The organism is Kitasatospora atroaurantiaca (genome assembly GCF_007828955.1).
Taxonomy (GTDB): Bacteria; Actinomycetota; Actinomycetes; order Streptomycetales; family Streptomycetaceae; genus Kitasatospora; species Kitasatospora atroaurantiaca.
In genome coordinates, this window is record NZ_VIVR01000001.1 from 5285569 (window position 1) to 5310088 (window position 24520).

Annotated in this window: 17 protein-coding genes and 3 rRNA genes; 17 read left to right on the forward strand and 3 right to left on the reverse strand. The window is 69.0% G+C overall.

Translation table 11 applies throughout. From position 1 onward, the window contains the following. The first annotated feature begins 18 nt into the window (after positions 1 to 18). The 15 genes from FB465_RS24085 to FB465_RS24155 all read left to right on the forward strand — a co-directional run bounded on the left by FB465_RS24085 (position 19) and on the right by FB465_RS24155 (position 21031). Complete coding sequence (locus FB465_RS24085) at positions 19 to 1413, forward strand: NAD(P)/FAD-dependent oxidoreductase (RefSeq protein WP_145793761.1); 1395 nt, start codon at positions 19 to 21, stop codon at positions 1411 to 1413. Between the two features lie 155 nt (positions 1414 to 1568). After that, complete coding sequence (locus FB465_RS24090; protein WP_145793764.1) at positions 1569 to 2021, forward strand: hypothetical protein; 453 nt, start codon at positions 1569 to 1571, stop codon at positions 2019 to 2021. 231 nt (positions 2022 to 2252) lie between these two features. Beyond that, positions 2253 to 3776 carry a CoA-acylating methylmalonate-semialdehyde dehydrogenase gene (locus FB465_RS24095; RefSeq protein ID WP_425461210.1) on the forward strand — a complete coding sequence of 508 codons (1524 nt, stop codon included), beginning with the start codon at positions 2253 to 2255 and terminating at the stop codon, positions 3774 to 3776. A 604-nt stretch (positions 3777 to 4380) separates the two neighbouring features. After that, positions 4381 to 5904 (forward strand): 16S ribosomal RNA (locus FB465_RS24100). Between the two features lie 285 nt (positions 5905 to 6189). Next, a 23S ribosomal RNA gene (locus FB465_RS24105) occupies positions 6190 to 9311 on the forward strand. 83 nt (positions 9312 to 9394) lie between these two features. Further along, positions 9395 to 9511 (forward strand): 5S ribosomal RNA (rrf, locus tag FB465_RS24110). Together the 16S, 23S and 5S rRNA genes form the textbook arrangement of a ribosomal RNA operon. A 172-nt stretch (positions 9512 to 9683) precedes the next feature. Next, the gene (locus FB465_RS24115) at positions 9684 to 11102 is read left to right on the forward strand and encodes a sensor histidine kinase (protein ID WP_145793767.1); all 1419 of its coding nucleotides are present in this window, start codon (positions 9684 to 9686) and stop codon (positions 11100 to 11102) included. Next, positions 11054 to 11707, forward strand: a complete 654-nt coding sequence (locus FB465_RS24120) for a response regulator transcription factor (RefSeq protein ID WP_145793769.1) — start codon at positions 11054 to 11056, stop codon at positions 11705 to 11707. The genes FB465_RS24115 and FB465_RS24120 overlap by 49 nt, the downstream gene beginning before the upstream one ends. Before the next feature lie 161 nt (positions 11708 to 11868). Continuing rightward, entirely contained in the window at positions 11869 to 13416 is a 1548-nt protein-coding gene (locus FB465_RS24125; protein WP_145793771.1) for a DUF2637 domain-containing protein, read from the forward strand. A 162-nt stretch (positions 13417 to 13578) separates the two neighbouring features. Continuing rightward, entirely contained in the window at positions 13579 to 14868 is a 1290-nt protein-coding gene (locus FB465_RS24130) for a DUF6986 family protein (RefSeq protein WP_145793773.1), read from the forward strand. A gap of 142 nt (positions 14869 to 15010) precedes the next feature. Next, positions 15011 to 15658, forward strand: coding sequence for a YigZ family protein (locus FB465_RS24135; protein WP_145793775.1), 648 nt, complete (start codon positions 15011 to 15013; stop codon positions 15656 to 15658). A 311-nt stretch (positions 15659 to 15969) separates the two neighbouring features. Continuing rightward, entirely contained in the window at positions 15970 to 17718 is a 1749-nt protein-coding gene (locus FB465_RS24140; protein WP_145793776.1) for a hypothetical protein, read from the forward strand. A gap of 127 nt (positions 17719 to 17845) precedes the next feature. Then, positions 17846 to 19495 (forward strand): restriction endonuclease, encoded by a 1650-nt coding sequence (locus tag FB465_RS24145; RefSeq protein WP_145793778.1) that lies wholly within the window; start codon positions 17846 to 17848, stop codon positions 19493 to 19495. Between the two features lie 103 nt (positions 19496 to 19598). Further along, the gene (locus FB465_RS24150; protein ID WP_145793780.1) at positions 19599 to 20036 is read left to right on the forward strand and encodes a DUF6278 family protein; all 438 of its coding nucleotides are present in this window, start codon (positions 19599 to 19601) and stop codon (positions 20034 to 20036) included. A gap of 239 nt (positions 20037 to 20275) precedes the next feature. Further along, positions 20276 to 21031, forward strand: coding sequence for a ZIP family metal transporter (locus FB465_RS24155; protein WP_145793781.1), 756 nt, complete (start codon positions 20276 to 20278; stop codon positions 21029 to 21031). A gap of 12 nt (positions 21032 to 21043) precedes the next feature. Here FB465_RS24155 and FB465_RS24160 read toward each other — a convergent pair whose 3' ends face one another. Further along, positions 21044 to 21943 carry a LysR family transcriptional regulator gene (locus tag FB465_RS24160; protein WP_145793783.1) on the reverse strand — a complete coding sequence of 300 codons (900 nt, stop codon included), beginning with the start codon at positions 21941 to 21943 and terminating at the stop codon, positions 21044 to 21046. Between the two features lie 94 nt (positions 21944 to 22037). Here FB465_RS24160 and FB465_RS24165 point away from each other — a divergent pair, with 94 nt between their 5' ends. Next, on the forward strand, positions 22038 to 22973 hold the full coding sequence (locus tag FB465_RS24165) for an EamA family transporter (protein ID WP_145797556.1): 936 nt from the start codon (positions 22038 to 22040) through the stop codon (positions 22971 to 22973). Here FB465_RS24165 and FB465_RS24170 read toward each other — a convergent pair. After that, positions 22870 to 23355 (reverse strand): MarR family winged helix-turn-helix transcriptional regulator, encoded by a 486-nt coding sequence (locus tag FB465_RS24170; protein ID WP_211785849.1) that lies wholly within the window; start codon positions 23353 to 23355, stop codon positions 22870 to 22872. The two genes, FB465_RS24165 and FB465_RS24170, sit on opposite strands and share 104 nt — an antisense overlap. Before the next feature lie 148 nt (positions 23356 to 23503). Between FB465_RS24170 and FB465_RS24175 the strand changes: the two genes are divergently transcribed. Further along, complete coding sequence (locus FB465_RS24175) at positions 23504 to 23839, forward strand: DUF2218 domain-containing protein (protein WP_145793785.1); 336 nt, start codon at positions 23504 to 23506, stop codon at positions 23837 to 23839. Here FB465_RS24175 and FB465_RS24180 read toward each other — a convergent pair. Further along, positions 23826 to 24443 carry a phosphatase PAP2 family protein gene (locus FB465_RS24180; RefSeq protein WP_170290679.1) on the reverse strand — a complete coding sequence of 206 codons (618 nt, stop codon included), beginning with the start codon at positions 24441 to 24443 and terminating at the stop codon, positions 23826 to 23828. The two genes, FB465_RS24175 and FB465_RS24180, sit on opposite strands and share 14 nt — an antisense overlap. Positions 24444 to 24520: the final 77 nt, after the last annotated feature.

Genomic DNA, 24520 nt, shown 5'->3' on the forward strand with positions numbered 1-24520 from the left:
GAAAGTAGCTGATACAGCATGGACTCCGCCCGTGCGCTCAGTGATGCCCGGCCCACCTCCTTCTGGCTGGAGGACCCGGGGCGGCCGCAGGCCCTGTCCGCCCTGGTCGGTGACACCAGATGCGATCTGCTGGTGGTCGGCGGCGGCTACTCGGGTCTCTGGACCGCTCTGATCGCCAAGGAGCGTGACCCCTCTCTGGACGTCGTCCTGGTCGAGGGGCACGAGGTGGGCTGGGCGGCCTCCGGGCGCAACGGCGGGTTCTGCGCCGCCAGCCTCACCCACGGATTCGGGAACGGCCTCCAGCGCTGGCCCGGCGAACTAGCCGAGCTGGAGCGGCAGGGGAAGGCCAACCTCCAGGCCATGGAGGACACGCTCAAGCGCTACGACATCGACTGCGAGTGGGAGCGTACGGGCGAGATCGACGTCGCCACCCAGCCGCACCAGCTCGCCGAGCTGCACGAGGTCGCCGAGGCCGCCGCCGAGTACGGCTTCGACCTGACCGTCCTGGACGCCGACCAGCTGCGCAAGCAGGTCGACTCGCCCACGTTCCTGGGCGGCCTCTGGGACAAGGACGGGGTGGCAATGGTGCACCCGGCCAAGCTGGCCTGGGGCCTCAAGGCCGCCTGCCTCGCCCAGGGCGTCCGGATCTTCGAGCGCACGCGCGCCCTCTCGCTGGCCGAGCACGGCAGCGGCCTGGCCGTCCGCACCCCGTACGGAAGGGTCTTCGCGCGGCAGGTCGCGCTCGGGACGAACGTCTTCCCCTCGCTGCTCAAGCGCGTCCGGCCGTACCTCGTCCCGGTGTACGACTACGCGCTGATGACCGAGCCGCTGAACGACGAGCAGATGGCGTCCATCGGCTGGGCCGGGCGCCAGGGCCTCGGCGACAGCGCCAACAAGTTCCACTACTTCCGGCTCTCCGCCGACAACCGGATCCTCTGGGGCGGCTACGACGCCGTCTACCACTACGGCGGCAGGATGCGGGCCGAGCACGACCAGCGCCCGGAGACCTTCCACACCCTCTCGCGGAACTTCTTCCGGACCTTCCCGCAGCTGGAGGGCCTCCGGTTCACCCACGCGTGGGGCGGGGCGATCGACACCTGCACCCGGTTCTCCGCCTTCTTCGACACCGCCTACCGGGGGCGGGTCGCGTACGCGGCCGGGTTCACCGGCCTCGGCGTGGGGGCGACCAGGTACGGCGCGGAGGTCATGCTCGACCTGCTGGCCGGTGAGCCGACGGAGCGCACGTCGCTGGAGATGGTGCGCAGCAAGCCGCTGCCGTTCCCGCCGGAGCCGGTGCGCTGGGCCGGGATCGAGCTCACCAAGTGGTCACTGGACCGCTCCGACCGGAACGGCGGACACCGCAACCTGTGGCTGCGGACGATGGACCGGCTCGGGCTGGGCTTCGACAGCTGACGCCGGTCCGTGGTCGAGGGGCGCATTCCGCTCGGAGGTTTCCAGCGGATGCGCCCCTCTGGCCTGCCCGGAACCGTGTAAGAGATCTGCTCGGTTCTCCTCTCCCTCGTGACGGCCGCGTCCCACGGGCCGGCGCCACGAGCGGAGGACCAGCCATGGAGAACACCCCACGCGACAGGGCGGTGGACTGGCTGGCCGCAGCCGCCCCCGACCCGGAGGCCTGCCGCCGGGAATGGGAGCGCACCGGGCTCGGTGTTTCGCTGCTCCCCGCCGGTCGCCTCTGGGACGTGCTGCTCGTGCCCGGCGACCTCGGGCAGCTCACGCACTCCGTCCTGGCCCGGCTACCGGGCGGTGCCGGCCCGGTGTTCGCGGACTTCGGGGACGAGCACTGCGGCTTCCTCGTCCCGGTGGGCACGGCCGCCCGATGGGTCGGCACCGGGGTACGGGGAGCGGGCGACGGCACCTGGGTCGTGGTCCCGCATCCGGCCGGCCGCAGCCGGGGAGTGCGCTGGCTCGCTCCGCCGGACGGGTCCGGGAGGCTGACCGACCCGGTGCTGCTGGAGCTTGCGCTTCACGAGGCGGCGGCGCGGCTGTACGTGGCGGAGTGATCGCGGGGGCGGCGGGCGTCGCCGCTGCCATCACCCAGATGCCGCACCCGACGACCTGTAAGGCTGAATCTCCGATCCCCGTCATGCTGTTCGTTGAGGTGGGCCCGGCCGGTCCGCAGACTGGAGTAGAGCGCGGTAGCCCCGTGATCCCGTCGCCCGGCCGAAGTCGGGTGGCGCCGTACAAGGGACCGGCGGCAGGCGTGCCGTACGGGACTTCGGAGGCAGACGATCTTGAGCAAGCACACCATCCACTGGATCAACGGCGCCGCCGTCGCCACCGCCGGCTCCGCGCCGCGCCGCGGCGACATCTTCGACCCGGCCACCGGCCAGGTGACCGGGCAGGTCGACTTCGCGGAGATCGCCGAGGTCGACCAGGCCGTCGCCGCAGCCTCATCGGCCTTCGCCGAGTGGCGGCACGCGTCGATCGCCAAGCGCACCCAGGTGCTCTTCGCCTTCCGCGAGCTCTTCAACGCCCGGAAGGACGAGCTGGCCTCGATCATCGTCTCCGAGCACGGCAAGGTGCACTCGGACGCGCTGGGCGAGCTGGCCCGTGGCCAGGAGGTCATCGAATACGCCTGCGGCATCCCGCAGCTGATCAAGGGCGGCTTCACCGAGCAGGCCTCCACCGGTATCGACGTCTACTCGATCCGCCAGCCGCTCGGCCCGGTCGCGATCATCTCGCCGTTCAACTTCCCGGCCATGGTGCCGATGTGGTTCTTCCCGATCGCGATCGCCGCCGGTAACACGGTCGTTCTCAAGCCCTCGGAGAAGGACCCGTCCGCCGCGAACTTCATGGCGGAGCTGTGGAAGGAGGCCGGCCTCCCCGACGGCGTCTTCAACGTCGTGCACGGTGACAAGGTCGCCGTCGACCGCCTGCTGGAGCACCCCGACATCAAGTCGGTCAGTTTCGTCGGTTCGACGCCGATCGCCCGGTACGTCTACGAGACCGGCACGCGGTACGGCAAGCGGGTGCAGGCTCTCGGCGGAGCCAAGAACCACATGCTCGTCCTTCCCGACGCCGACCTGGACCTCAGCGCGGACGCCGCCATCAACGCCGGCTTCGGCGCCGCCGGCGAGCGCTGCATGGCGGTCTCGGTGCTCGTCGCGGTCGACCCGATCGGCGACGAGCTGGTCGAGAAGATCAAGCACCGGATGGCCACCCTGAAGGTCGGCCCGGGCTGCAACGGCGACTCCGAGATGGGCCCGCTGGTCACCGGCCAGCACCGCGACAAGGTCACCTCGTACGTCGAGTCCGGCCTGGCGGACGGCGCCGACCTGGCGGTCGACGGCCGAAAGCACGTGATCGCGGCCGAGGACGCCTCCGGCACCCCCACCGCTGACGGCTTCTGGCTCGGGCCGACCCTCTTCGACCACGTCAAGCCCGGCATGTCCGTGTACAACGACGAGATCTTCGGCCCGGTCCTCTCGGTGGTCCGCGTCTCCTCCTACGAGGAGGGCCTGGCCCTGATCAACGCCAACCCGTACGGCAACGGCACCGCGATCTTCACCAACGACGGTGGCGCCGCGCGGCGCTTCCAGCACGAGGTCGAGGTCGGCATGGTCGGCATCAACGTGCCGATCCCGGTGCCGGTCGCCTACTACTCCTTCGGCGGCTGGAAGGCCTCGCTGTTCGGTGACGCCCACGCCTACGGACCGGACGGCGTCCAGTTCTTCACCCGCGGCAAGGCCGTGACCCAGCGTTGGCTGGACCCGTCGCACGGCGGGATCAACCTGGGCTTCCCGACCAACAGCTGACCCGTCAGCGGTACTTGGACCGACCGAGCCGACCGGACCCGCAGGTCCGGTCGGCTCGGTTTGCGTTGGCCGCTCCATGGGCGTAGTGTTCCCTAGTCGCTCGGCAGGGAGCACCGGACACGCATCGGCGCGGACGGTCCCGGGGCGGCCAATCCTTGAAACACCACTTCACTTCCCAACCGGGTCGCTTCTTGTCGCGCTCTGGCGGGAATTGCTGTGTGCGTTTATATGGATTGCGGCTGGATTCGCTTTTCGGGGCGGGGATCGGCTAAGGTTTGAAACGTCGGACAGGCCGTCAGGCCGGTTCCGATGAAAGCGAGTCAGGGAAGAGCGCGAGTTCGGATCTGATAAGCTTGAAACACGAAAGAACGAAGCGCCCGGAGAGACACGAGAGTGTTTTGAAGGAAGTGTCCGTTCCTTGAGAACTCAACAGCGTGCCAAAAGTCAACGCCAGATATGTTGACATCCCCGGCCTGGACTTCGGTCCGGGTTGGAGATTCCTTTTGAAGTAAAAACACAGCGAGGACGCAGTGCGCGGGATCACCCTATTCCGGTGGTTGCCGTGCCGCTCAACGCGAGTGTCTCACCCGATTACGGGTAAACATTCACGGAGAGTTTGATCCTGGCTCAGGACGAACGCTGGCGGCGTGCTTAACACATGCAAGTCGAACGATGAAGCTCTTCGGAGTGGATTAGTGGCGAACGGGTGAGTAACACGTGGGAAATCTGCCCTGCACTCTGGGACAAGCCTTGGAAACGAGGTCTAATACCGGATATGACCTGCCTCCGCATGGGGGTGGGTGGAAAGCTCCGGCGGTGCAGGATGATCCCGCGGCCTATCAGCTTGTTGGTGGGGTAACGGCCCACCAAGGCGACGACGGGTAGCCGGCCTGAGAGGGCGACCGGCCACACTGGGACTGAGACACGGCCCAGACTCCTACGGGAGGCAGCAGTGGGGAATATTGCACAATGGGCGAAAGCCTGATGCAGCGACGCCGCGTGAGGGATGACGGCCTTCGGGTTGTAAACCTCTTTCAGCAGGGAAGAAGCGCAAGTGACGGTACCTGCAGAAGAAGCACCGGCTAACTACGTGCCAGCAGCCGCGGTAATACGTAGGGTGCGAGCGTTGTCCGGAATTATTGGGCGTAAAGAGCTCGTAGGCGGCCTGTCGCGTCGGATGTGAAAGCCCGGGGCTTAACCCCGGGTCTGCATTCGATACGGGCAGGCTGGAGTGTGGTAGGGGAGATCGGAATTCCTGGTGTAGCGGTGAAATGCGCAGATATCAGGAGGAACACCGGTGGCGAAGGCGGATCTCTGGGCCATTACTGACGCTGAGGAGCGAAAGCGTGGGGAGCGAACAGGATTAGATACCCTGGTAGTCCACGCCGTAAACGTTGGGAACTAGGTGTTGGCGACATTCCACGTCGTCGGTGCCGCAGCTAACGCATTAAGTTCCCCGCCTGGGGAGTACGGCCGCAAGGCTAAAACTCAAAGGAATTGACGGGGGCCCGCACAAGCAGCGGAGCATGTGGCTTAATTCGACGCAACGCGAAGAACCTTACCAAGGCTTGACATATACCGGAAAGCTGCAGAGATGTAGCCCCCCTTGTGGTCGGTATACAGGTGGTGCATGGTTGTCGTCAGCTCGTGTCGTGAGATGTTGGGTTAAGTCCCGCAACGAGCGCAACCCTTGTTCTGTGTTGCCAGCATGCCTTTCGGGGTGATGGGGACTCACAGGAGACTGCCGGGGTCAACTCGGAGGAAGGTGGGGACGACGTCAAATCATCATGCCCCTTATGTCTTGGGCTGCACACGTGCTACAATGGTCGGTACAAAGGGCTGCGATGCCGCGAGGCGGAGCGAATCCCAAAAAGCCGGCCTCAGTTCGGATTGGGGTCTGCAACTCGACCCCATGAAGTTGGAGTTGCTAGTAATCGCAGATCAGCATGCTGCGGTGAATACGTTCCCGGGCCTTGTACACACCGCCCGTCACGTCACGAAAGTCGGTAACACCCGAAGCCGGTGGCCTAACCCGTAAGGGGAGGAGCCGTCGAAGGTGGGACCAGCGATTGGGACGAAGTCGTAACAAGGTAGCCGTACCGGAAGGTGCGGCTGGATCACCTCCTTTCTAAGGAGCACATAGCCAGACTCGAGCGAACGCCTCGAGTTGGTTGCTCATGGGTGGAACGTTGACTATTCGGCACGCTCGGTTGATGGCCGCCAGTACTGCACTTCGGTGCGTGGAAGACGGTTCATGGGTCGGGTGTGTCGGGCACGTTGTTGGGTCCTGAGGGAACGGCCGTCATGGTCGTTGCTTCAGAGATGCCGGTCCCACTGACAGCGCTCCTGGTGAGCGTCGTAGGTGGGTGACTGGTCGTTGTTTGAGAACTGCACAGTGGACGCGAGCATCTGTGGCCAAGTTTTTAAGGGCGCACGGTGGATGCCTTGGCACCAGGAACCGATGAAGGACGTGGGAGGCCACGATAGTCCCCGGGGAGCCGTCAACCAGGCTTTGATCCGGGGGTTTCCGAATGGGGAAACCCGGCAGTCGTCATGGGCTGTCACCCATACCTGAACACATAGGGTATGTGGAGGGAACGCGGGGAAGTGAAACATCTCAGTACCCGCAGGAAGAGAAAACAACCGTGATTCCGGGAGTAGTGGCGAGCGAAACCGGATGAGGCTAAACCGAGATGGTGTGAGACCCGGCAGGGGTTGCCGTTTCGGGGTCGTGGGAGTGAGCTTGATCGGTCTGCCGGCCGGTCGGCGAGTCAGAAACCGTTGGTGTAGTCGAAGGACATGCGAAAGGTCCGGCGTAGAGGGTAAGACCCCCGTAGACGAAACATCAGCGGCTTGCTTGCTCATTTCCCAAGTAGCACGGGGCCCGAGAAATCCCGTGTGAATCTGGCGGGACCACCCGCTAAGCCTAAATATTCCCTGGTGACCGATAGCGGATAGTACCGTGAGGGAATGGTGAAAAGTACCGCGGGAGCGGAGTGAAATAGTACCTGAAACCGTGTGCCTACAAGCCGTGGGAGCGTCGGACATGCAGTTTACTGTGTGTCTCGTGACTGCGTGCCTTTTGAAGAATGAGCCTGCGAGTTTGCGGTGTGTAGCGAGGTTAACCCGTGTGGGGTAGCCGTAGCGAAAGCGAGTCCGAATAGGGCGTCTGAGTTGCATGCCCAAGACCCGAAGCGGAGTGATCTAGCCATGGGCAGGTTGAAGCGCGGGTAAGACCGTGTGGAGGACCGAACCCACCAGGGTTGAAAACCTGGGGGATGACCTGTGGTTAGGGGTGAAAGGCCAATCAAACTCCGTGATAGCTGGTTCTCCCCGAAATGCATTTAGGTGCAGCGTCACGTGTTTCTTGCCGGAGGTAGAGCACTGGATAGGCGATGGGCCTCACCGGGTTACTGACCTTAGCCAAACTCCGAATGCCGGTAAGTGAGAGCGTGGCAGTGAGACTGTGGGGGATAAGCTCCATGGTCGAGAGGGAAACAGCCCAGAACACCGACTAAGGTCCCTAAGCGTGTGCTAAGTGGGAAAGGATGTGGAGTCGCAGAGACAACCAGGAGGTTGGCTTAGAAGCAGCCACCCTTGAAAGAGTGCGTAATAGCTCACTGGTCAAGTGATTCCGCGCCGACAATGTAGCGGGGCTCAAGCACACCACCGAAGTCGTGTCATTGCAGCAATACCCCCAACGGGGGCTGTGATGGGTAGGGGAGCGTCGTGTGCCGGGTGAAGCAGCGGTGGAAACCAGTTGTGGACGGTACACGAGTGAGAATGCAGGCATGAGTAGCGATACAAGAGTGGGAAACTCTTGCGCCGATTGACCAAGGGTTCCTGGGTCAAGCTGATCTGCCCAGGGTAAGTCGGGACCTAAGGCGAGGCCGACAGGCGTAGTCGATGGACAACGGGTTGATATTCCCGTACCCGCTTTGAAGCGCCAACGCTGAACCAGGTGATGCTAAGGCCGCGAAGCCGGCCCGGAGTCTTCGGACAAAGGGACGTGGTGGAGCCGCCGGACCAAGTCTGCAGTAGGTGAGCGATGGGGTGACGCAGGAAGGTAGTCCAGCCCGGGCGGTGGTTGTCCCGGGGTAAGGGTGTAGGACGCAAGGTAGGCAAATCCGCCTTGCACATAGTCTGAGACCTGATGCCGAGCCGATTGTGGTGAAGTGGATGATCCTATGCTGTCGAGAAAAGCCTCTAGCGAGTTTCATGGCGGCCCGTACCCCAAACCGACTCAGGTGGTCAGGTAGAGAATACCGAGGCGTTCGGGTGAACTATGGTTAAGGAACTCGGCAAAATGCCCCCGTAACTTCGGGAGAAGGGGGGCCGGATCTGGTGAGGGAACTTGCTTCCTGAGCTGGGGCCGGCCGCAGAGACCAGCGAGAAGCGACTGTTTACTAAAAACACAGGTCCGTGCGAAGCCGTAAGGCGATGTATACGGACTGACGCCTGCCCGGTGCTGGAACGTTAAGGGGACCGGTTAGTCCGATTTCGGTCGGGCGAAGCTGAGAACTTAAGCGCCAGTAAACGGCGGTGGTAACTATAACCATCCTAAGGTAGCGAAATTCCTTGTCGGGTAAGTTCCGACCTGCACGAATGGCGTAACGACTTCTCGACTGTCTCAACCATAGGCCCGGTGAAATTGCATTACGAGTAAAGATGCTCGTTTCGCGCAGCAGGACGGAAAGACCCCGGGACCTTTACTATAGCTTGATATTGGTGTTCGGTTCGGCTTGTGTAGGATAGGTGGGAGACTTTGAAACCCAAACGCCAGTTTGGGTGGAGTCGTCGTTGAAATACCACTCTGGTCGTGCTGGATGTCTAACCTGGGTCCGTGATCCGGATCAGGGACAGTGTCTGGTGGGTAGTTTAACTGGGGCGGTTGCCTCCTAAAGAGTAACGGAGGCGCCCAAAGGTTCCCTCAGCCTGGTTGGCAATCAGGTGTTGAGTGTAAGTGCACAAGGGAGCTTGACTGTGAGACCGACGGGTCGAGCAGGTGCGAAAGCAGGGACTAGTGATCCGGCGGTGGCTTGTGGAAGCGCCGTCGCTCAACGGATAAAAGGTACCCCGGGGATAACAGGCTGATCTTCCCCAAGAGTCCATATCGACGGGATGGTTTGGCACCTCGATGTCGGCTCGTCGCATCCTGGGGCTGGAGTAGGTCCCAAGGGTTGGGCTGTTCGCCCATTAAAGCGGTACGCGAGCTGGGTTTAGAACGTCGTGAGACAGTTCGGTCCCTATCCGCTGTGCGCGTAGGAGTGTTGAGAAGGGCTGTCCCTAGTACGAGAGGACCGGGACGGACGAACCTCTGGTGTGCCAGTTGTCCTGCCAAGGGCATGGCTGGTTGGCTACGTTCGGGAGGGATAACCGCTGAAAGCATCTAAGCGGGAAGCCTGCTTCGAGATGAGCACTCCCACCTCCTTGAGAGGGTAAGGCTCCCAGTAGACGACTGGGTTGATAGGCCGGATGTGGAAGCCCTGTAAGGGGTGGAGCTGACCGGTACTAATAGGCCGAGGGCTTGTCCTCAGTTGCTCGCGTCCACTGTGTTGTTCTGAAACAACGACCCCACACCAGGTCACGGTGTGGTGCGGCGAAAAGTTTCATAGTGTTTCGGTGGTCATAGCGTGAGGGAAACGCCCGGTTACATTCCGAACCCGGAAGCTAAGCCTCGTAGCGCCGATGGTACTGCAGGGGGGACCCTGTGGGAGAGTAGGACGCCGCCGAACAATCATTCAGGGCCGTGGCCCCAGCGATTCGCTGGGGCCACGGCCTTTTTGTTTTTCCGAATGGAGGTAGTCCTAGGTCCACCCCAAAGTCGGGTCCAGGGGCTACTGCGCGGACCGACGCGTCCGGACAGACTGGTGCCCGGATCGTAGGGGTGTGAACAGAGGGGTGCACATGGTGAGTCCGAGCGTGCCGGCCGCCGGTGGTTGGGCGGGGCGGTATCGAGAGTGGGCGGCGGCGGGCCTGCTGGCCCAACGTCAGTGCTTGCAGGTCGCGGTCCAGGCGACGGCCGGCCCCTTCGTTCTCTTCTTCTGGGCCGTGGCGTCTCTCGCCGTCCTGCTCGACGGCCCGAACGACGACTTGAGGATCTCGCTGGTCGCCCTGGTGGGGCTGGCGGCGTGGCCGGCAGGTCTGTTCTGGGTGAGCCGGTACAACAGTGCGGTGTCGAAGCGGAGGGCGGACGCCTGGTACGGGGTGGTCATAGCCCAGCGACACCGCACCATCCCCGTCCCCACGCAGGACGAGCGGGGGCACTGGTGGACGGGGCACTCGTACTACCGGCAGCGCCGGGTGGCCGAGTCGGTGCTGTTCGTACGTGAGGTGGCCAGCGATCCCGAGACCTGGCGTGACGTCAGGTGGCTTGTGGGCAATGGCGCGGCGGCAGCGGTCCTCGCAATCCCCAGCCTCGCTCTGCTCGTGTTCGGCGCGGTGACGGCAGCCGTCCAACTGCTGGAGGTCTACTCCAACCGCGGGTTCTACCTGGCCACCGAAGGCCTCGACCAGATTCTCCAGTTCGTGGTCGGCCTGGTGATCATCGGACTCGGTCTGGCCGTGGCTCCCCCCGCGATGCGTCTCTACGGGGAGTGGATGCACCGGGCGCTCGACCCGCAGGTCTCCGGGAAGCTGGAGAAGGCCCGGCTGACCAAGCGGGTGGAGCACCTCACCACGACCAGGGCGGATGCCGTCGGCAGCCAGGCCGCCGAGCTCAGGCGCATCGAGCGGGATCTCCACGACGGTGCCCAGGCGCGGCTGGTCGCGATCGGCATGACCCTCGGCACCATCGAGCATCTGATGGACAGTGACCCGCCGGCTGCCCGGCAGTTGCTCGCCGACGCCCGCCAGTCCTCGGCCACGGCGCTGCAGGAGCTGCGTGACCTGGTCCGCGGCATCCATCCGCCGGTCCTGGCGGAGCGAGGACTCGGCGACGCGGTAAGGGCGTTGGCGCTGGACAGCGCGCAGAACACGGAGGTGACGGTGAGTCTGCCGGCGCGTCCGGAGGCTCCGGTGGAGGCCGCGGCGTACTTCTGCGTCAGCGAGCTCCTCGCCAACGCTGCCAAGCACTCGAGGGCTCAGCAGGTCTGGGTGGACATCCTGTTCCGGGCCGGCCAGTTGCGGATCACGGTGACGGACGACGGGCACGGCGGAGCGGCGCCCGAGCGGGGGAGTGGGCTGCGCGGCATCGAACGGAGGTTGGGTACCTTCGACGGAGCCCTCTCGCTCAGCAGTCCGCCGGGCGGCCCGACCACCATCACCATGGAGTTGCCGTGCGTGTTGTCCTCGCCGAGGACCTCTATCTCCTCCGAGAAGGCCTGATCCGCCTGCTGGAGGCACACGGCTTCACGATCGCGGCGGCGGTCGAGACCGGTCCCGAACTGTTGGAGGCCCTCCTTGAGCACCGGCCGGACGTCGCGGTCGTGGACGTCCGGTTGCCACCCACGCTGACCGACGAGGGCCTGCAGGCGGCGCTCGCGGCCCGGCGGCAGATTCCGGCGCTGCCGGTGCTGGTGCTGTCCCAGCACGTTCAGCAGCTCTACGCCCGGGAGCTTCTCGCGGACGGGACGGGCGGGGTCGGCTATCTGCTGAAGGACAGGGTGTTCAACGCGGAGCAGTTCATCGACGCGGTCCGCCGAGTGGCGGCCGGAGGCACGGCGATGGATCCGGACGTCATCGCCAAGTTGCTGGAGAGCCGCGCCCGTTCACAACCACTTCAGTGCCTCTCGCCCAGGGAGCGCGAGGTGCTGGGGCTGATGGCCGAGGGGTGCTCCAACTCGGCCATCAGTGCCAGACTGACCATCAGCGACGGCGCGGTGGCCAAACACATTGCCAATATCTTCACCAAGTTGGAACTGGCCCCCGCCGAGGACGCCAATCGCCGTGTCCTGGCAGTGCTGGCGCATCTCAACGGCACTCCCGCATAGCCGAGATAACCCCAGGCGGGGGCGATGCTGAAACGCGTGTGCGAGTAGTATCCGGTGGGCCGAGACGGTCGGTGGTGCGGTGATCCTGTGCCTCGATGAGGGTGGATCCGGCATCAACGGTCGCTTACGGCAGCAGCCGAGTTCCAGGGGTTGATCATCGAATGTCACGTCCATCCCTCACCCGCGCTCACCGGGCGCTGCTCGGCGTGGTCGCCGCGGGTGCCTGCCTGATCTCGGGCATCGGCTTCGCCGGCTCGTACAACGCCGTGCGCGAGCTTGCCATGGAGAAGGGCTTCGGTGCCTTCTCGTACGCGTTCCCGATCGGCGTGGATGCGGGCATCGTCGTCCTGCTCTCGCTCGACCTGGTGCTGACCTGGCTGCGGATACCCTTCCCGCTGCTGCGCCAGACCGCCTGGCTGCTGACGGCCGCGACCATCGCCTTCAACGCGGCGGCCTCCTGGGGTGACGCGCTCGGAATGGCGATGCACGCGGTCATCCCGGTGCTCTTCGTCGTCGTGGTCGAGGCCTCCCGGCACGCGGTGGGCCGGATCGCGGCGATCACCGCCGACCGGCACATGGAGTCGGTGCGCCTGATGCGCTGGTTGCTCTCGCCGGTGCCGACGTTCCGCCTCTGGCGGCGGATGAAGCTCTGGGAGCTCCGCTCGTACGACGAAACGGTCCGTCTGGAGCAGAACCGGCTGGTCTACCGCGCACAGCTGCGCTTCCGGTACGGGCGGGGCTGGCGGCGTTCGGCGCCGTTCCAGGCTCTGCTGCCGCTGAAGCTGGCCAAGTACGGCGTGCCGCTGGACCCGAGCATCCTGGACCGGATCGACGGCCCACTGGCGGTCACTCAGGACGGACAACCGGTGCCTTCCGCATCCACGTCCGCGGCTGCTGTGGTGTCGGCCCCGGTGTCGGCGGCGGTCGCGGTTCCGACCCTGGCGAAGCTGGCGGCCGTCCGGCTGCGCGACGCCCAGGAGCCCGGTCAGGGGGACGAGGCGCAGGCGCCGACCCAGACGGAGCTGAACGTCTGGACCGAGCGCGCGGTCCGCAGCCACGCACAGCAGGCGGAGGCGGCGTACACGGCCCGGGTGCCCGGGCAGATGTCTCCCTGGTTCAAGCCGCCGAGGGTCTCGCGGCCGACTGCGGCCGGTCCGGTGCCGGTTGCCCCGGTACGGGTCGCGCCTGCGCAGGTCGGCCCCCGGCCGGTCCGGCTGGAGCAGCTCGCACCCCAGGCCGTGGACGCCCCCCGGTCCGCCGGCCGTCAGCCGGGCCCGAACGGGCAGCCGGTGGCCGCGCGGCAGTCGACGGGCCAGCGCTCTGAGGCGCAGTCAGCCCGGGTCGAGGCCGAGCCGCTGCCGTTCGACGACACCGACGAGATCGGCGATGAGGCCGCCAACGGTGCGCACACTACGAATGGCGCGTACCGCGAGTCGGCCGCGTTCCACGGGGCGGACCGCCAGGAGGGCGGCGCTGACCAGGACCGCCGCCTCGCCGTCGAGCCGCTGGACCCGGACCAGTGCTTCGACGCACTGATCGACTACATCGACCAGTACGGACACCAGCCCGAGCCCCAGCGTTTCGCCGAGTACCTCACCAAGGAGTACGGCCTGACGGGTACCCGCCCGGACGGTTCGGTCGGCCCGGCCGAGCTGAACCGGATCTGGCCGGGGCTGCAGGACCGCTACGTCGCTTCCGGCCGCGACTGACGAGGTCCGCCGGGGTCCGGTGCCAAGTTCTCCAAGCGGTCCGTGAAGAGGTCCGCCACGAGGTCCGCCACCTGGTCGGCCATTGACGGCCTGCGTCCCCCGCCACTACCTTCACCTTCATATCAACAAACTGTTGAATCGCTGCAGCGTGGAGGAGTCCGGATGTCGCAGGTCGAGGTGGACGGTAGCAAGTCCGAGGGCGGAGCATCGTTCTCGAGTGCCGCCCGGGCTGCCGTGGAGGCGCTGCTCGCGCCGGTCGACGCCGAGCTGGCCCGCCGCTACCCGGGCGACTCGGGCACCCGCCAGCCGGTCCACACGGTCTACGTCCCGGCCGACGCCTTCGACGCCGACACCGTGCAGACCTGGGGCCGCGAGGCCCGGGAGGCCTTCGACACCCACGCCGGCACCCCGGCCGAGCTGGCCGCCGCACTCGGCCTGCCGGCCGACGACCTGCTCGCCGACGTGCACGCCCGGGTCCGCGCCAAGCTGGAGCGCGAGCCGATCGAGGACCTGCGGATCGACTTCGAGGACGGCTACGGCCCGCGCCCCGACGCCGAGGAGGACGCCGCCGCCGTCCGCGCCGCCCGTCTGGTCTCGGCCGCCGTCGCGGACGGCAGCGCGCCGCCGTACATCGGCATCCGGATCAAGTGCATGGAGGCGGCGGTCCGCGACCGTGGCATCCGCACCCTCGAACTCTTCCTCTCGACCCTGCTCGCCGAGGGCGGTCTGCCCGACGGCCTGGTGCTCACGCTCCCCAAGGTGACGTACGCCGAGCAGGTCACCGCGCTGGTCCGCCTGCTGGAGGACTTCGAGCAGCGGGCCGGGCTCCCGGCGAAGCGGATCGGCTTCGAGATCCAGATCGAGACCACCCAGGCCATCCTCGGCCCCGACGGCCGGGCCACGGTGGCCCTGATGATCGACGCCGCCGAGGGCCGGGCCACCGGTCTGCACTACGGCACCTTCGACTACAGCGCCTCCTGCGGCGTCAGCGCCGCGTACCAGAGCATGGACCACCCGGTCGCCGACCATGCGAAGGCCGTGATGCAGGTGGCTGCGGCCGGCACCGGCGTGCGGCTCTCGGACGGTTCCACCAACGTCATCCCGACCGGCTCCACCGAGCAGGTGCACGCGGCCTGGAAGCTGCACCACGACCTGGTGCGCCGCTCGCTCGCCCGCGCCTACTACCAGGGCTGGGACATGCACCCGGCGCACCTGCCGACCCGGTACGCCGCCGTGTACGCGTTCTACCGGGAGGGCCTGCAGGCCGCCTCCGCCCGCCTGGCCGCGTACGTGGCCAAGGCCGGCGGCGACGTGATGGACGAGCCCGCCACGGCGAAGGCGCTCAGCGGCTACGTGCTCCGCGGCCTCGACTGCGGAGCGGTCGACCTGGCCGAGGTCACCGAGCTCACGGGCCTGGACCGCAAGCAGCTGGACGCGCTGGCCGGGCGCTGACCCGAATACCCCGACGGGGCCAGGCACCGCAGAGGGCCGGGCTTCAGCAGAGGGCCGGGCTTCACCGGGCGGACAATCGTTAGGCTGGCGGGGTCGACCACGACCCCGCCAGCTTGCTGTTCGTTTGGAGAGTTACCGCCCCATGTCGGAGCCGAGCCCGAAGCCGTATCTGACCATTCGGCGCTCCGGCAGCCACGAGATCGAGATCAAGAAGTCGCGGTTCATCTGCCACCTCGCCCGGGTCGCCGACGAGGAGGAGGCGCAGGCCTTCATCGCCGGCATCCGCAAGCAGTACTGGGACGCCCGGCACAACTGCACCGCCTTCGTGGTCGGTGGCGAGCAGCCGCGTGAACGGTCCAACGACGACGGTGAGCCCGGCGGCACGGCGGGTGTGCCGATGCTGGAGGTGCTGCGCCGACGCGGGCTGACCGACACCGTCGCCGTGGTCACCCGCTACTTCGGCGGGATCAAGCTGGGCGCCGGCGGTCTGGTGCGGGCGTACGGGAGCGCGGTCTCCGAGGCGGTGGACGCGATCGGGCTGCTGGAGCGCCGCCCGGTCGCCCTGCTCGCGGTCTCCGCCGACCACACCAGGGCCGGGCGGCTGGAGAACGACCTGCGGGCGGCGGGGTACGTGGTGCGGGACCTCACCTACGAGGCGGCCGGGGTGCGGATCGAGGTCGGGGTGCCGGAGCCGGAGGTGACCGCCTTTCACACCTGGCTGGCGGAGGCTACCGGTGGCGCGGCGGAGGCCGTGGCCGCCGGGCGGACCTACGTGGAGGTCCCGGTGTGAGGCGGGGGTGATCGGACGGGTCTTCGATCATCGAATGTCGGTCCTGCTGATCGCTGGCCCAGCCGCCGGCCGCTGAAAGGCCCCTCTGCGTGGACGAGCCCGCTGCGCAGCGGAGTTGCGGAATCGGTTGCACAAATCCTGAGTGACACTCGAACGAATTAACCATGCCCGGAGTTGGAACTTCCGCTCCGGGCACTTGCGTTCCCCAAGCAAGGAACCGCCACCGGCACCATGCCGGGCGGAGCCGGTCGACCAGACCCCATCGATGGAGGACCCCAGACCCCACCGCCGCACCACGGGAGGTACCTCGCATGACTCCGGAGCACACCCCGTCCACAGGCCAACCATCCGACGCGCTGGGCCGGTTCGGCCAGTCGACGCCCTACCGGATGACGGTCACCACTCCTCGGCCGCACCAGGACACGGTCTCGCTGGCAGACCAGCTACTGGCGGCCTGGCTGAAGCAGGAGGGCTGCGAGGAGCCCCCGGCCGGCAGCACGGCTCCCGAGGCCGGTAGCGCTGCCCTCCCCGCCGAGCGCCTGCGCCTCGGCGACCGGGTCCTGCTCGACCGGGACTTCGGCCCCTTGCTGGGCGGCCCGAGCCAGGGCCACTACACCCGCCGCCGCCTACGCACCCCGGCCCCGCACGGCACCCACCAGCTCACCCTCACCGTCGCGTCCCCGGCCGCCGACGGCGGTCCGGCCGACGCGCAGACCTGGGTCCGGCTGGAGGCCGAGCACCTCGCTGCCGGTCCGGGCGTCCGTACCGCAGGCCGGGTCCCGGTGCCCGAGCTGGCCCGCAACCTCCTCCCGCTGCTCGATGCCACCGACGGCCCTGCCGCCGTCGGCCCGGCACCCCGGCTCATCACGCCCGCCGGGGTGGACGCCCTGATCGACGACCTCTGCGACCCTGAGCGCCGCCTCCCGACGATCGTGGCGAGCGTGCCCCCGGCGGCGCCGTTCGACTCCTGGCTCGCCGACACCGTCCAGCCTCTGGTGCGCCACCTGACAGGCCTGGCTGTCCTGTGCGTCCTGGATCATGCGGCGCTGCCGGTCTTCAACGTCGCGCTGGAGTACCACAAGGTCTACGGCGGAGCGGTGCGGACATATCTGCCGGAGGTCGACCCGGCCTCGCGCTACGACGGCACCCGGCATCCGGTGATGCCCCGCCATCGGATCGAGGAGGACGTCCGCAGGGCCGCGGCCCTGCTCGCCCGGGAGCCCCGCCGCTCGGCCGCCGAACTCCCGCTGCCGGCCCTGCTCGCCGCCGTCCCGGTCCTGCAGGTGCCGCCGGAGGCCAAGCGCACCGCGCGCCCAGGGCAGGTCCACGACCAGCAGCCCGATGCCGCCGAGCAGCAGGCCAGGGCCGATGAGCTGCAGCGGATCCGGCACAGCCTCTACCGCTCCCGTCGTCGAGAGCGGCACCTGCTGGCGGAGAACGACGAGCAGTGCGCAGCGCTCCGGCACGTCAGCGCGCAGGTCCGGGTGCTCACCGGCCGGCTCTGCAGCGCGGCCGGGCCGGAAGCCGTGGACTTGGTGCGCCTGGCCGCCGAGGCCCGCGCGGACGAGGACACCGCGCCCGCCAACTTCAGTGAACTGGTCGGCCGCTTCGGCGAGTTCCCGCTGCTCGAGTTCACGGGGGACCAGAAGGAGGCGCTCGCGCTGGACGGCCAGTGCTCCGGGACGGGCTGGGCCCGGCTGACCTGGGAGGGGCTGACGGCCCTTCAGGAGTACGCGGCCGCCGCCGTGCGCGGCGAGGCCGGCGGCGACTTCAAGCAGTGGTGCGAGCACACCCCGCCCGGCTGTCACCGCTTCCCGCCCCGCAAGGCCGTGCGCGGCGAGTCCCGTACGGTCGAGAGCCACACCAAGTGGAAGCGGGAGCGGATGCTCCCGGTGCCGGAGTGCGTGGACTCCTCCCGGCGCGCTTTCATGGGCGCGCACCTGCGCATCGGCGGCGGCCGCACCGCCCCCCGGTTGCACTATCTCGACGACTGCTCCGGCAGCGGGCGGATCTACGTCGGCTACATCGGACTGCACCTGACCAACACCCGTACCAACTGAGGAGCTTGGCTGACCAACACGCCCGTACGGTGGACAATGCTGTCCAGGGGGTCGCTCCCGCGCGGCCTCGGCCTGCCGCAGGAGCAAGCCGACCAGCACACGGACAAGCTTGGGGGGACGACCGCCGATGCAGTACTCACCCGAGGGTCAGCCGGACGGTACTGCGACTGCGACGTTCCTCCAACCCGGCTTCCTGGCCTCGGTCTTCCGCGACCTCGGAGCCGACCCCGGCGCGGGCGAGGACCTCGGCGCAGGCGCAGATCCGGGCACGGACCCGGCCGCAGTGGTCCCCGAGCAGGGCACGCGGCAGGACGAGGGCGTGGCTGCGCACGGCCGGGCGGCCGCGCTGACGCACCATCGGACGCTGACTGTCCACGCCGAGCACGAGCGGCTCGCCGACCTGTTGCGCCGGGCGGCGCTGCCGGTCTCCGCCATGGACTTCGAGAGCCAGCTGCGCAGCTACGAGCCGCGCCCGTACCCGGCCGGTGAGGTCCCGACGACCGAGGCCGAGCCCCGCTGGGAGGACTACGCCCCGCCCGAGCCGGCCGCGACCGCCCCGGACGAGGCTCCCTCCCGCCGACTGCTGGACTCCGGCTACCAGCGCGAGCTCGCCCAGGCGCGGCTGCGCCACCAGCGCGAGCTGCGGGAGTGGCGCACCCGGCGGGCCGAGGCGGCCGACTCCGGTGAGGCCGCCGCCCGCCGGGCGCACGAGCAGGCCGAGCAGGCGAGGGCCCGGGCCGTCCGCGAGTACAACGAGACGCTGGAGGAGTGCCGCCGGGCCTACCGGCTGGCCGAGCCTGCCGCGGTGGAGTCACTGCTGGAGCGAGCCCTGGCAGCCGCGGAGGGGTCCACCCAGGACCTCCCGGCGCCGTGCCGCGCAGTCTTCCGGCCGCTCACGCGTACCGCCGTCCTCGATCTGGACCTGCCGCCGCTCGCCGTGGTGCCCTCGCTGTCCGGCTACCGGCTGGCGCCCGACGGCGAGATCGAGCCGGTGCCCCGCCCGCCGGCCGACCGCGCGTCGGACTACCTCCGGCTGGCTGCGCGCCTCGCCCTGCGCGCCCTGCAGGCGGCGGACGCCGTGGACACCGAGGAAATACTGACCGGGGTGGTCCTCAACGGCTGGCTGCGGGAGACCTCCTCCGGCGTGCCGCTCTGCCTGCTCAGCGTGGACGCCGACCGGGATGCACTGGCCCGCACCCGCCTGCTCCCGCCCGACCCCTCGCACGATCTGCCGCACCAGGGCCCCGGCGAGGGCGTCTACGCGGACGCCGAGCAGGACGAGGCTCTGGTACGGCTGCGCGAGCTGGACGCCGTGGTCACCCCGGACCCGTATGCCCTGGCCGCCGTCGAGCCCAGCGGCACGGCAGGCCCCACCGTGCCGTCGGCGGCCGAGCTCTCGCCGAACGAGTTCGCCCACCTGGTCCGCGAGCTGCTCACCCGGGGCGGCCTGGCCGAGTGGAGCGTACGGCTGCGCGGGCCGGCCGGTCTGGTCGCCACCGCCGAGGGTGCCCGCGGCAGTGCGCTGCCCGGCCGCTGGGTGGTGTGGGCCTCCCGGGGGCCGTCACCGGTCCGTGAGGAGGAGCTCAGGACGCTGGCCGAGGCCGTGCGAGAGGAGGGTGCCGACCGTGGCCTGCGGCTGACCAGCGGGCGCTTCTCCGAGACCGCCCTCGACCTGGCGGGCGGCGGCCGCTTCGACCAGATCCACCTGATCGACGGTGACGGGGTACGGGAGCTGACCCGGACCCACCTCGGCCTGCCGCTCGCTGCGGGCGACTAGGCAGCCTGCGACCGAGCAGCGGGTGACCCGCCCGGCGGCGACCGACCGGACTGTCGGGGAGGGCCGAGCGGCGGTACCGACCGGCCTGCGGCAGGCTGGTGCGATGGGAATCGGATTCATGGACAGGTGGCGGGCCCGGCACTCGTCCGGTGCCGGTGGTGGGCCGCCCTTGCCGGGGAACGACGAGGCGGCGATGGCCGAGCTGTTCTCCGAGTGCGGCCTGCTCCGTGAGCTGGCCGAATCGGCGGGCGTGCTGCTCGACGACGGGGTGAAGTCACTCACCGCGCTCGACCAGATGCTGCCGCTCTGGCGGGCGGACCCGGAGGTCTCCGACTGGCTGGGCAACGACGCGGGGCTCTACCTCGGCACGGTGCTCCACCGGACCGTCGCCGGCGCCGCCTGGCGCCTCGGCGGACACGGCCGCCCGCTGCTCGTCATGCCGGACGGCCTGGAACTGGACGTCACCGCGATCGGCCACTCCTGGGCGGACCAGGGCTCGCCCCAGCTCGCCCTCGCCTACCTCGCCGCCACCGACGGCTGAGCCGAGCCCACTGGCCGACGGCGCCGAGGCGCGGGCCGGTCCGGTGCGGCGTCACCCTGACGGCCCGTCCGGTGAGCGGCGGCGGGACGGCGGCGGCAGGCTGAACGGAGGGCTCCGGTACGACCCGGGGCCCGGGCCGGGCGACTGCGCCCGTGGGCAGCGATCCGTGCAGCCGTCCGGCCCCATCACCGCGACGCCATGAGCACCGGGCCCTCGCTCACGGCGCGGGAGGGCCTCGAATGACCGCGATACTCGTCGCCGCAGGCGCCTTCCTGATGACCCTGATCGGCGGCTTCGTCGCCCAGCGCACCGGAGACCGGCGGCACCTGGTCCTCGGCTTCGCCGCCGGACTGATGCTCGGCGTGGTGGCCTTCGACCTGCTGCCCGAGGCTCTCCACGCCGCGCCGGACGAGTTGCACGGCGTGCCGCAGGCCCTGCTGATGTTCGCCGCGGGCTTTCTGTCGATCCACATCGTGGAGCGGGCCGTGGCCATCCACCGCGGCCACGAGGGCGAGTACGCCGCCCACACCCACGGACACCCGCACACCCACGGCGGGCGGGAGGGCGTCGGCCTGGCCGCCGCCTGCGCACTGGTCGGGCACAGCCTGATGGACGGCTTCGCGATCGGCGCGGCCTTCCAGGCGGGCGGCACCGTCGGCACGGTGGTGGCGATCGCCGTGGTCGCCCACGACTTCGCGGACGGCTTCAACACGTACACCATCACCCGGATGTACGGGAACAACCGCCGCCGTGCGCTGACCCTGCTCGGCGCCGATGCGCTGGCGCCCGTGACCGGTGCCGCGATCACCCTGCTGTTCACCATCCCGGAGCACCTGCTCGGGCTGTACCTGGGCTTTTTCGCCGGCTTCCTGCTCTACCTGGCGACCTCGGACATCCTCCCGGAGGCGCACAGCCCGCACCCGTCCCGCACGACGCTGCTCTGCACCTTGGTGGCCGTCGGGTTCATGTGGCTGGTGATCGGTCTCGCGGACTGAGGACATGGGCCGCTACCGCTCGCGCCAGCGCTCCCGCATCGCCTCCAGCGCCGCCGTGATCGCCGGCCGCCGTGAGGCCTGGGTGCGCCAGAGGGTGAAGACCCGCCGGGCGGGCTCGGGCACCACGGGCCGGGCGACCACACCGGGCGGCAGCGGACCGCGCCCCAGCCGGGGGACCAGGCCGATCCCGAGCCCGGCCTCGATCAGAGCGATCTGGGTCTCGAACTCGCCCACCTGGTAGACCACGTCGGGCTCCTCGCCCGCCTCCCGCATGGTCCGCACCAGCCAGTCGTGGCAGATGTTCCCGGGCGGCACGCTGATCCAGCGCTGCCCGCACAGCCGGGCCACCGGCACCACCGCCAGCGCCGCCAACGGGTGTTCGGCGCGTAGCAGCAGGTCCACCGGGTCCGAGCCGAGGTCCATCCGCGACAGTCCGTCCTGCACGGGGAGCGGCACCGTCGGCCAGTCCTGGACCAGTGCCAGGTCCACCTCCCCTCGCGCCACCAGTTCGGCGGCCAGGTACGGGTCGGTCTCCAGCAGCCGTACGTCCAGCTCGGGGCAGCGTTCCCGCAGATCGGCCAGCGCCCGGGGCAGCAGACCGCGCGCTCCGGTCGCGAAGGCCGCCACCAGCAGCCGCCCGACGGCCTGGCCGCGCTGCTCCTCCAGCGTCACCTCGGCCTGCTCGACCAGTGCCAGGACGCGCTGCGCGGTGTCGGCCAGTTCGCGGGCGGCGTCGGTGAGGACCACGCCTCGGCCCTGACGCTCCAGCAGCACCGTGCGGGTCTCCCGCTCCAGCTTCGAGATCTGCTGGGAGACCGCCGACGGCGTGAAGCCCAGCGCGGCCGCCGCCCCGCCGACCGAGCCGTGCACCGCGACCGCGTGCAGCGCCCGCAGGCGCCCCAGATCCATCATGCAGCAATGCTAAACCGTGGGCTTCAGAATTCATCGCTGGTGCTACACGGTCGGCCTCGGCCATGCTCGGTCCATGCCCGCCACCAGCGCCACCATGACCCCTCGTCACATCGCCTTGGCCGTCCTGATCGCCGCCGTCTGGGGCCTGAACTTCGTGCTCATCCACCTGGGCCTGGAGAGCTTCCCGCCGCTGCTGTTCTGCGCGCTGCGCTTCGCGGTGGTGGCGGTGCCGGCGATCTTCTTCGTCGGCCGGCCCAAGGTGGCCTGGCGCTGGATCCTCCTGGTCGGCTGCACGCTCGGGGTGGTGAAGTTCGGGCTGCTGTTCCTGGGGATGCACGCCGGGATGCCGCCGGGCCTCTCGTCCCTGGTGCTGCAGAGTCAGGCGATCTTCACCGCGCTGTTCGCCGCCGCGATGCTCCGCGAGCGCCCGACCGGGCAGCGGATCGCCGGGCTGGCGATCGCCTTCGGCGGGATCGTCCTGGCCGCCGTGGACCGGGGGCTGGGCGGGCCGGTCGGGGCCTTCGCCCTGGTCATCCTCTCGGCGGTCTTCTGGGGTCTGTCCAATGTGCTGACCCGCAGGGCCGCGCCGCCGGACGCGCTGCGCTGGATGGTCTGGGTCAGCGCCGTCCCGCCGCTGCCGCTGCTCGCGCTCTCGCTGCTGGTCGAGGGACCCGAGGCGGACCTGCGGGCGCTGGGCGGCATCACGGCGAGCGGGATCGGTGCGATCGCGTACGTGGGGCTGGTCTCGACGCTGTTCGGCTTCGTCGCCTGGAGCTTCCTGCTCAGGACCTACGACGCCTCGGCGGTCGCGCCGTACTCGCTGCTCGTCCCGGTCTTCGGGATGTCCTCGTCCTGGCTGCTGCTCGGCGAGGGGATCAGCCCGCTCGCGGGGTGTGCGGCGGTGCTGGTGATCGTCGGGATCGGCCTCACCGCACTGCGTCTCCCGGCGCAGCCGCTGTCCGGGAGGGCTCGAACGCTTCTTCGGCGACCCGCAGAGCCTGCAGCATGGAGTGCTGATCGGGCCGGCTGACCGGTCCGAAGTAGTCCTGGGCGACCTCGTGCCGGACCTGCACGATCCGCTCCAGCGCCGAGTGGCCGGCCGCCGTCAGGACCACCCTGACGGCGCGTCGGTCCGCCGGGTCCGGGGTCCGTTCGACCAGTCCGGCCTCCTCCAGGGCGTCCACCACGGTGGTCGCGGAGCGCGGGGCGATGTGCAGCCGCTCGGCGAGTTCGCTGAGCCGCATCGCCGCGCCGCCGTCGCAGCCGTGGGCGAGGGTGCGCAGCGCCCTGGCCTGGCTGGGGGTGATGCCGTAGGGCTCCAGCCGGTGCATGGTCTGCCGCCTGATCCGCCTCATCGCCCGGGTCAGCGCGTCGGCGAGTTCCGCGGCGGTGTCGGCGGGCGGGGTGGTCATGGGCAGGCTCCTGGCTGAGGGAAGGTGGGGCCAGGTTATCGGGCCGTTCGAGGTAGAGCTCCAATAACATGTTGAGCAAAGCTCAGTATCCAGGCTAGCGTGTGAGAAGTGAGGGCACCCTAAGTGCCCCCTTGTCTCTGGAGTGCCCATGCCCCGTTCCGAAGCCCGTGTCGCCACCGACCGCCCTGCCCGCTACGGCAAGCAGCTCGCCGCCCACATGGGGCGCAAGATCGAGGCCGCCTGGTCCGAGGAGGCCGGCCGCGGCGAGCTGACCTTCGGTCACGGCACCGCGACCCTGGTCGCCGAGCCCGACGCCCTGCTGCTCACCGTCGAGGGCGCGGCGGAGAACCTGCCGGGCCTGGAGGACGTGGTCGGCCGTCATCTGGTGCGCTTCGGCGCCCGGGACGAGCTGGTCGTCGAGTGGCACCGCGACAACGGCGAGCGCGGCCTGGTCCAGCGCAACGAGGACGCTAGCGCCGAGTGACCGCGCGGGCCAGCGCCCACAGCACCACTCCGGCCAGGCACCAGCTGGCCAGCACGTCCAGCAGCCAGTGATAGTCGCTCCAGACCAGGCCGAACCCGACGCCGCCGCAGATCAGGGCGGTGCCGGCATGGAGCCGTCGCCGGGCGGGCCCGGTCAGGGTGCGCCCGACCAGCAGCGCCGTCGTTCCGTACGCGATCGCCGAGGTGGCCGTGTGCCCCGACGGGTACCACCCCCACTGGTCGGCCGCGAGCGGTACCCCGTACGGACCGGGGCGGGCGAACGCGGCCTTCGCCGGGACGACCAGCAGCGGGATGACGAGCGCGGCCAGCGCGGCCACCGGCAGCGGCAGCCACCAGCGTGGCCCGCCCGTCCGGCGGTGCCGCCAGGCGGCCAGGGCGGCGGCGCCGAGCAGGGCGGGGATGGCCAGAGTCGATTCGCCCAGGTCGGAGAGGGCCTTGCCGAGGTGGTTGAGCAGGGTGCTGTGCAGCCAGTGGCGAAGGTCGTGCACCCCGTGCCGTACGGCCACGTCCAGACGGAGGAGGGGGCCGTCCACGGCGACCTGCCAGGAGATCGCGGCCAGGACTGCCAGCAGTGTCAGGGGCACGACAGCATACGAAAGCCGCCCCGGAGCAGGGGGGAGAGCTCCGGGGCGGCTGCGGTGATCGCCGTTCCGTGCGCCCC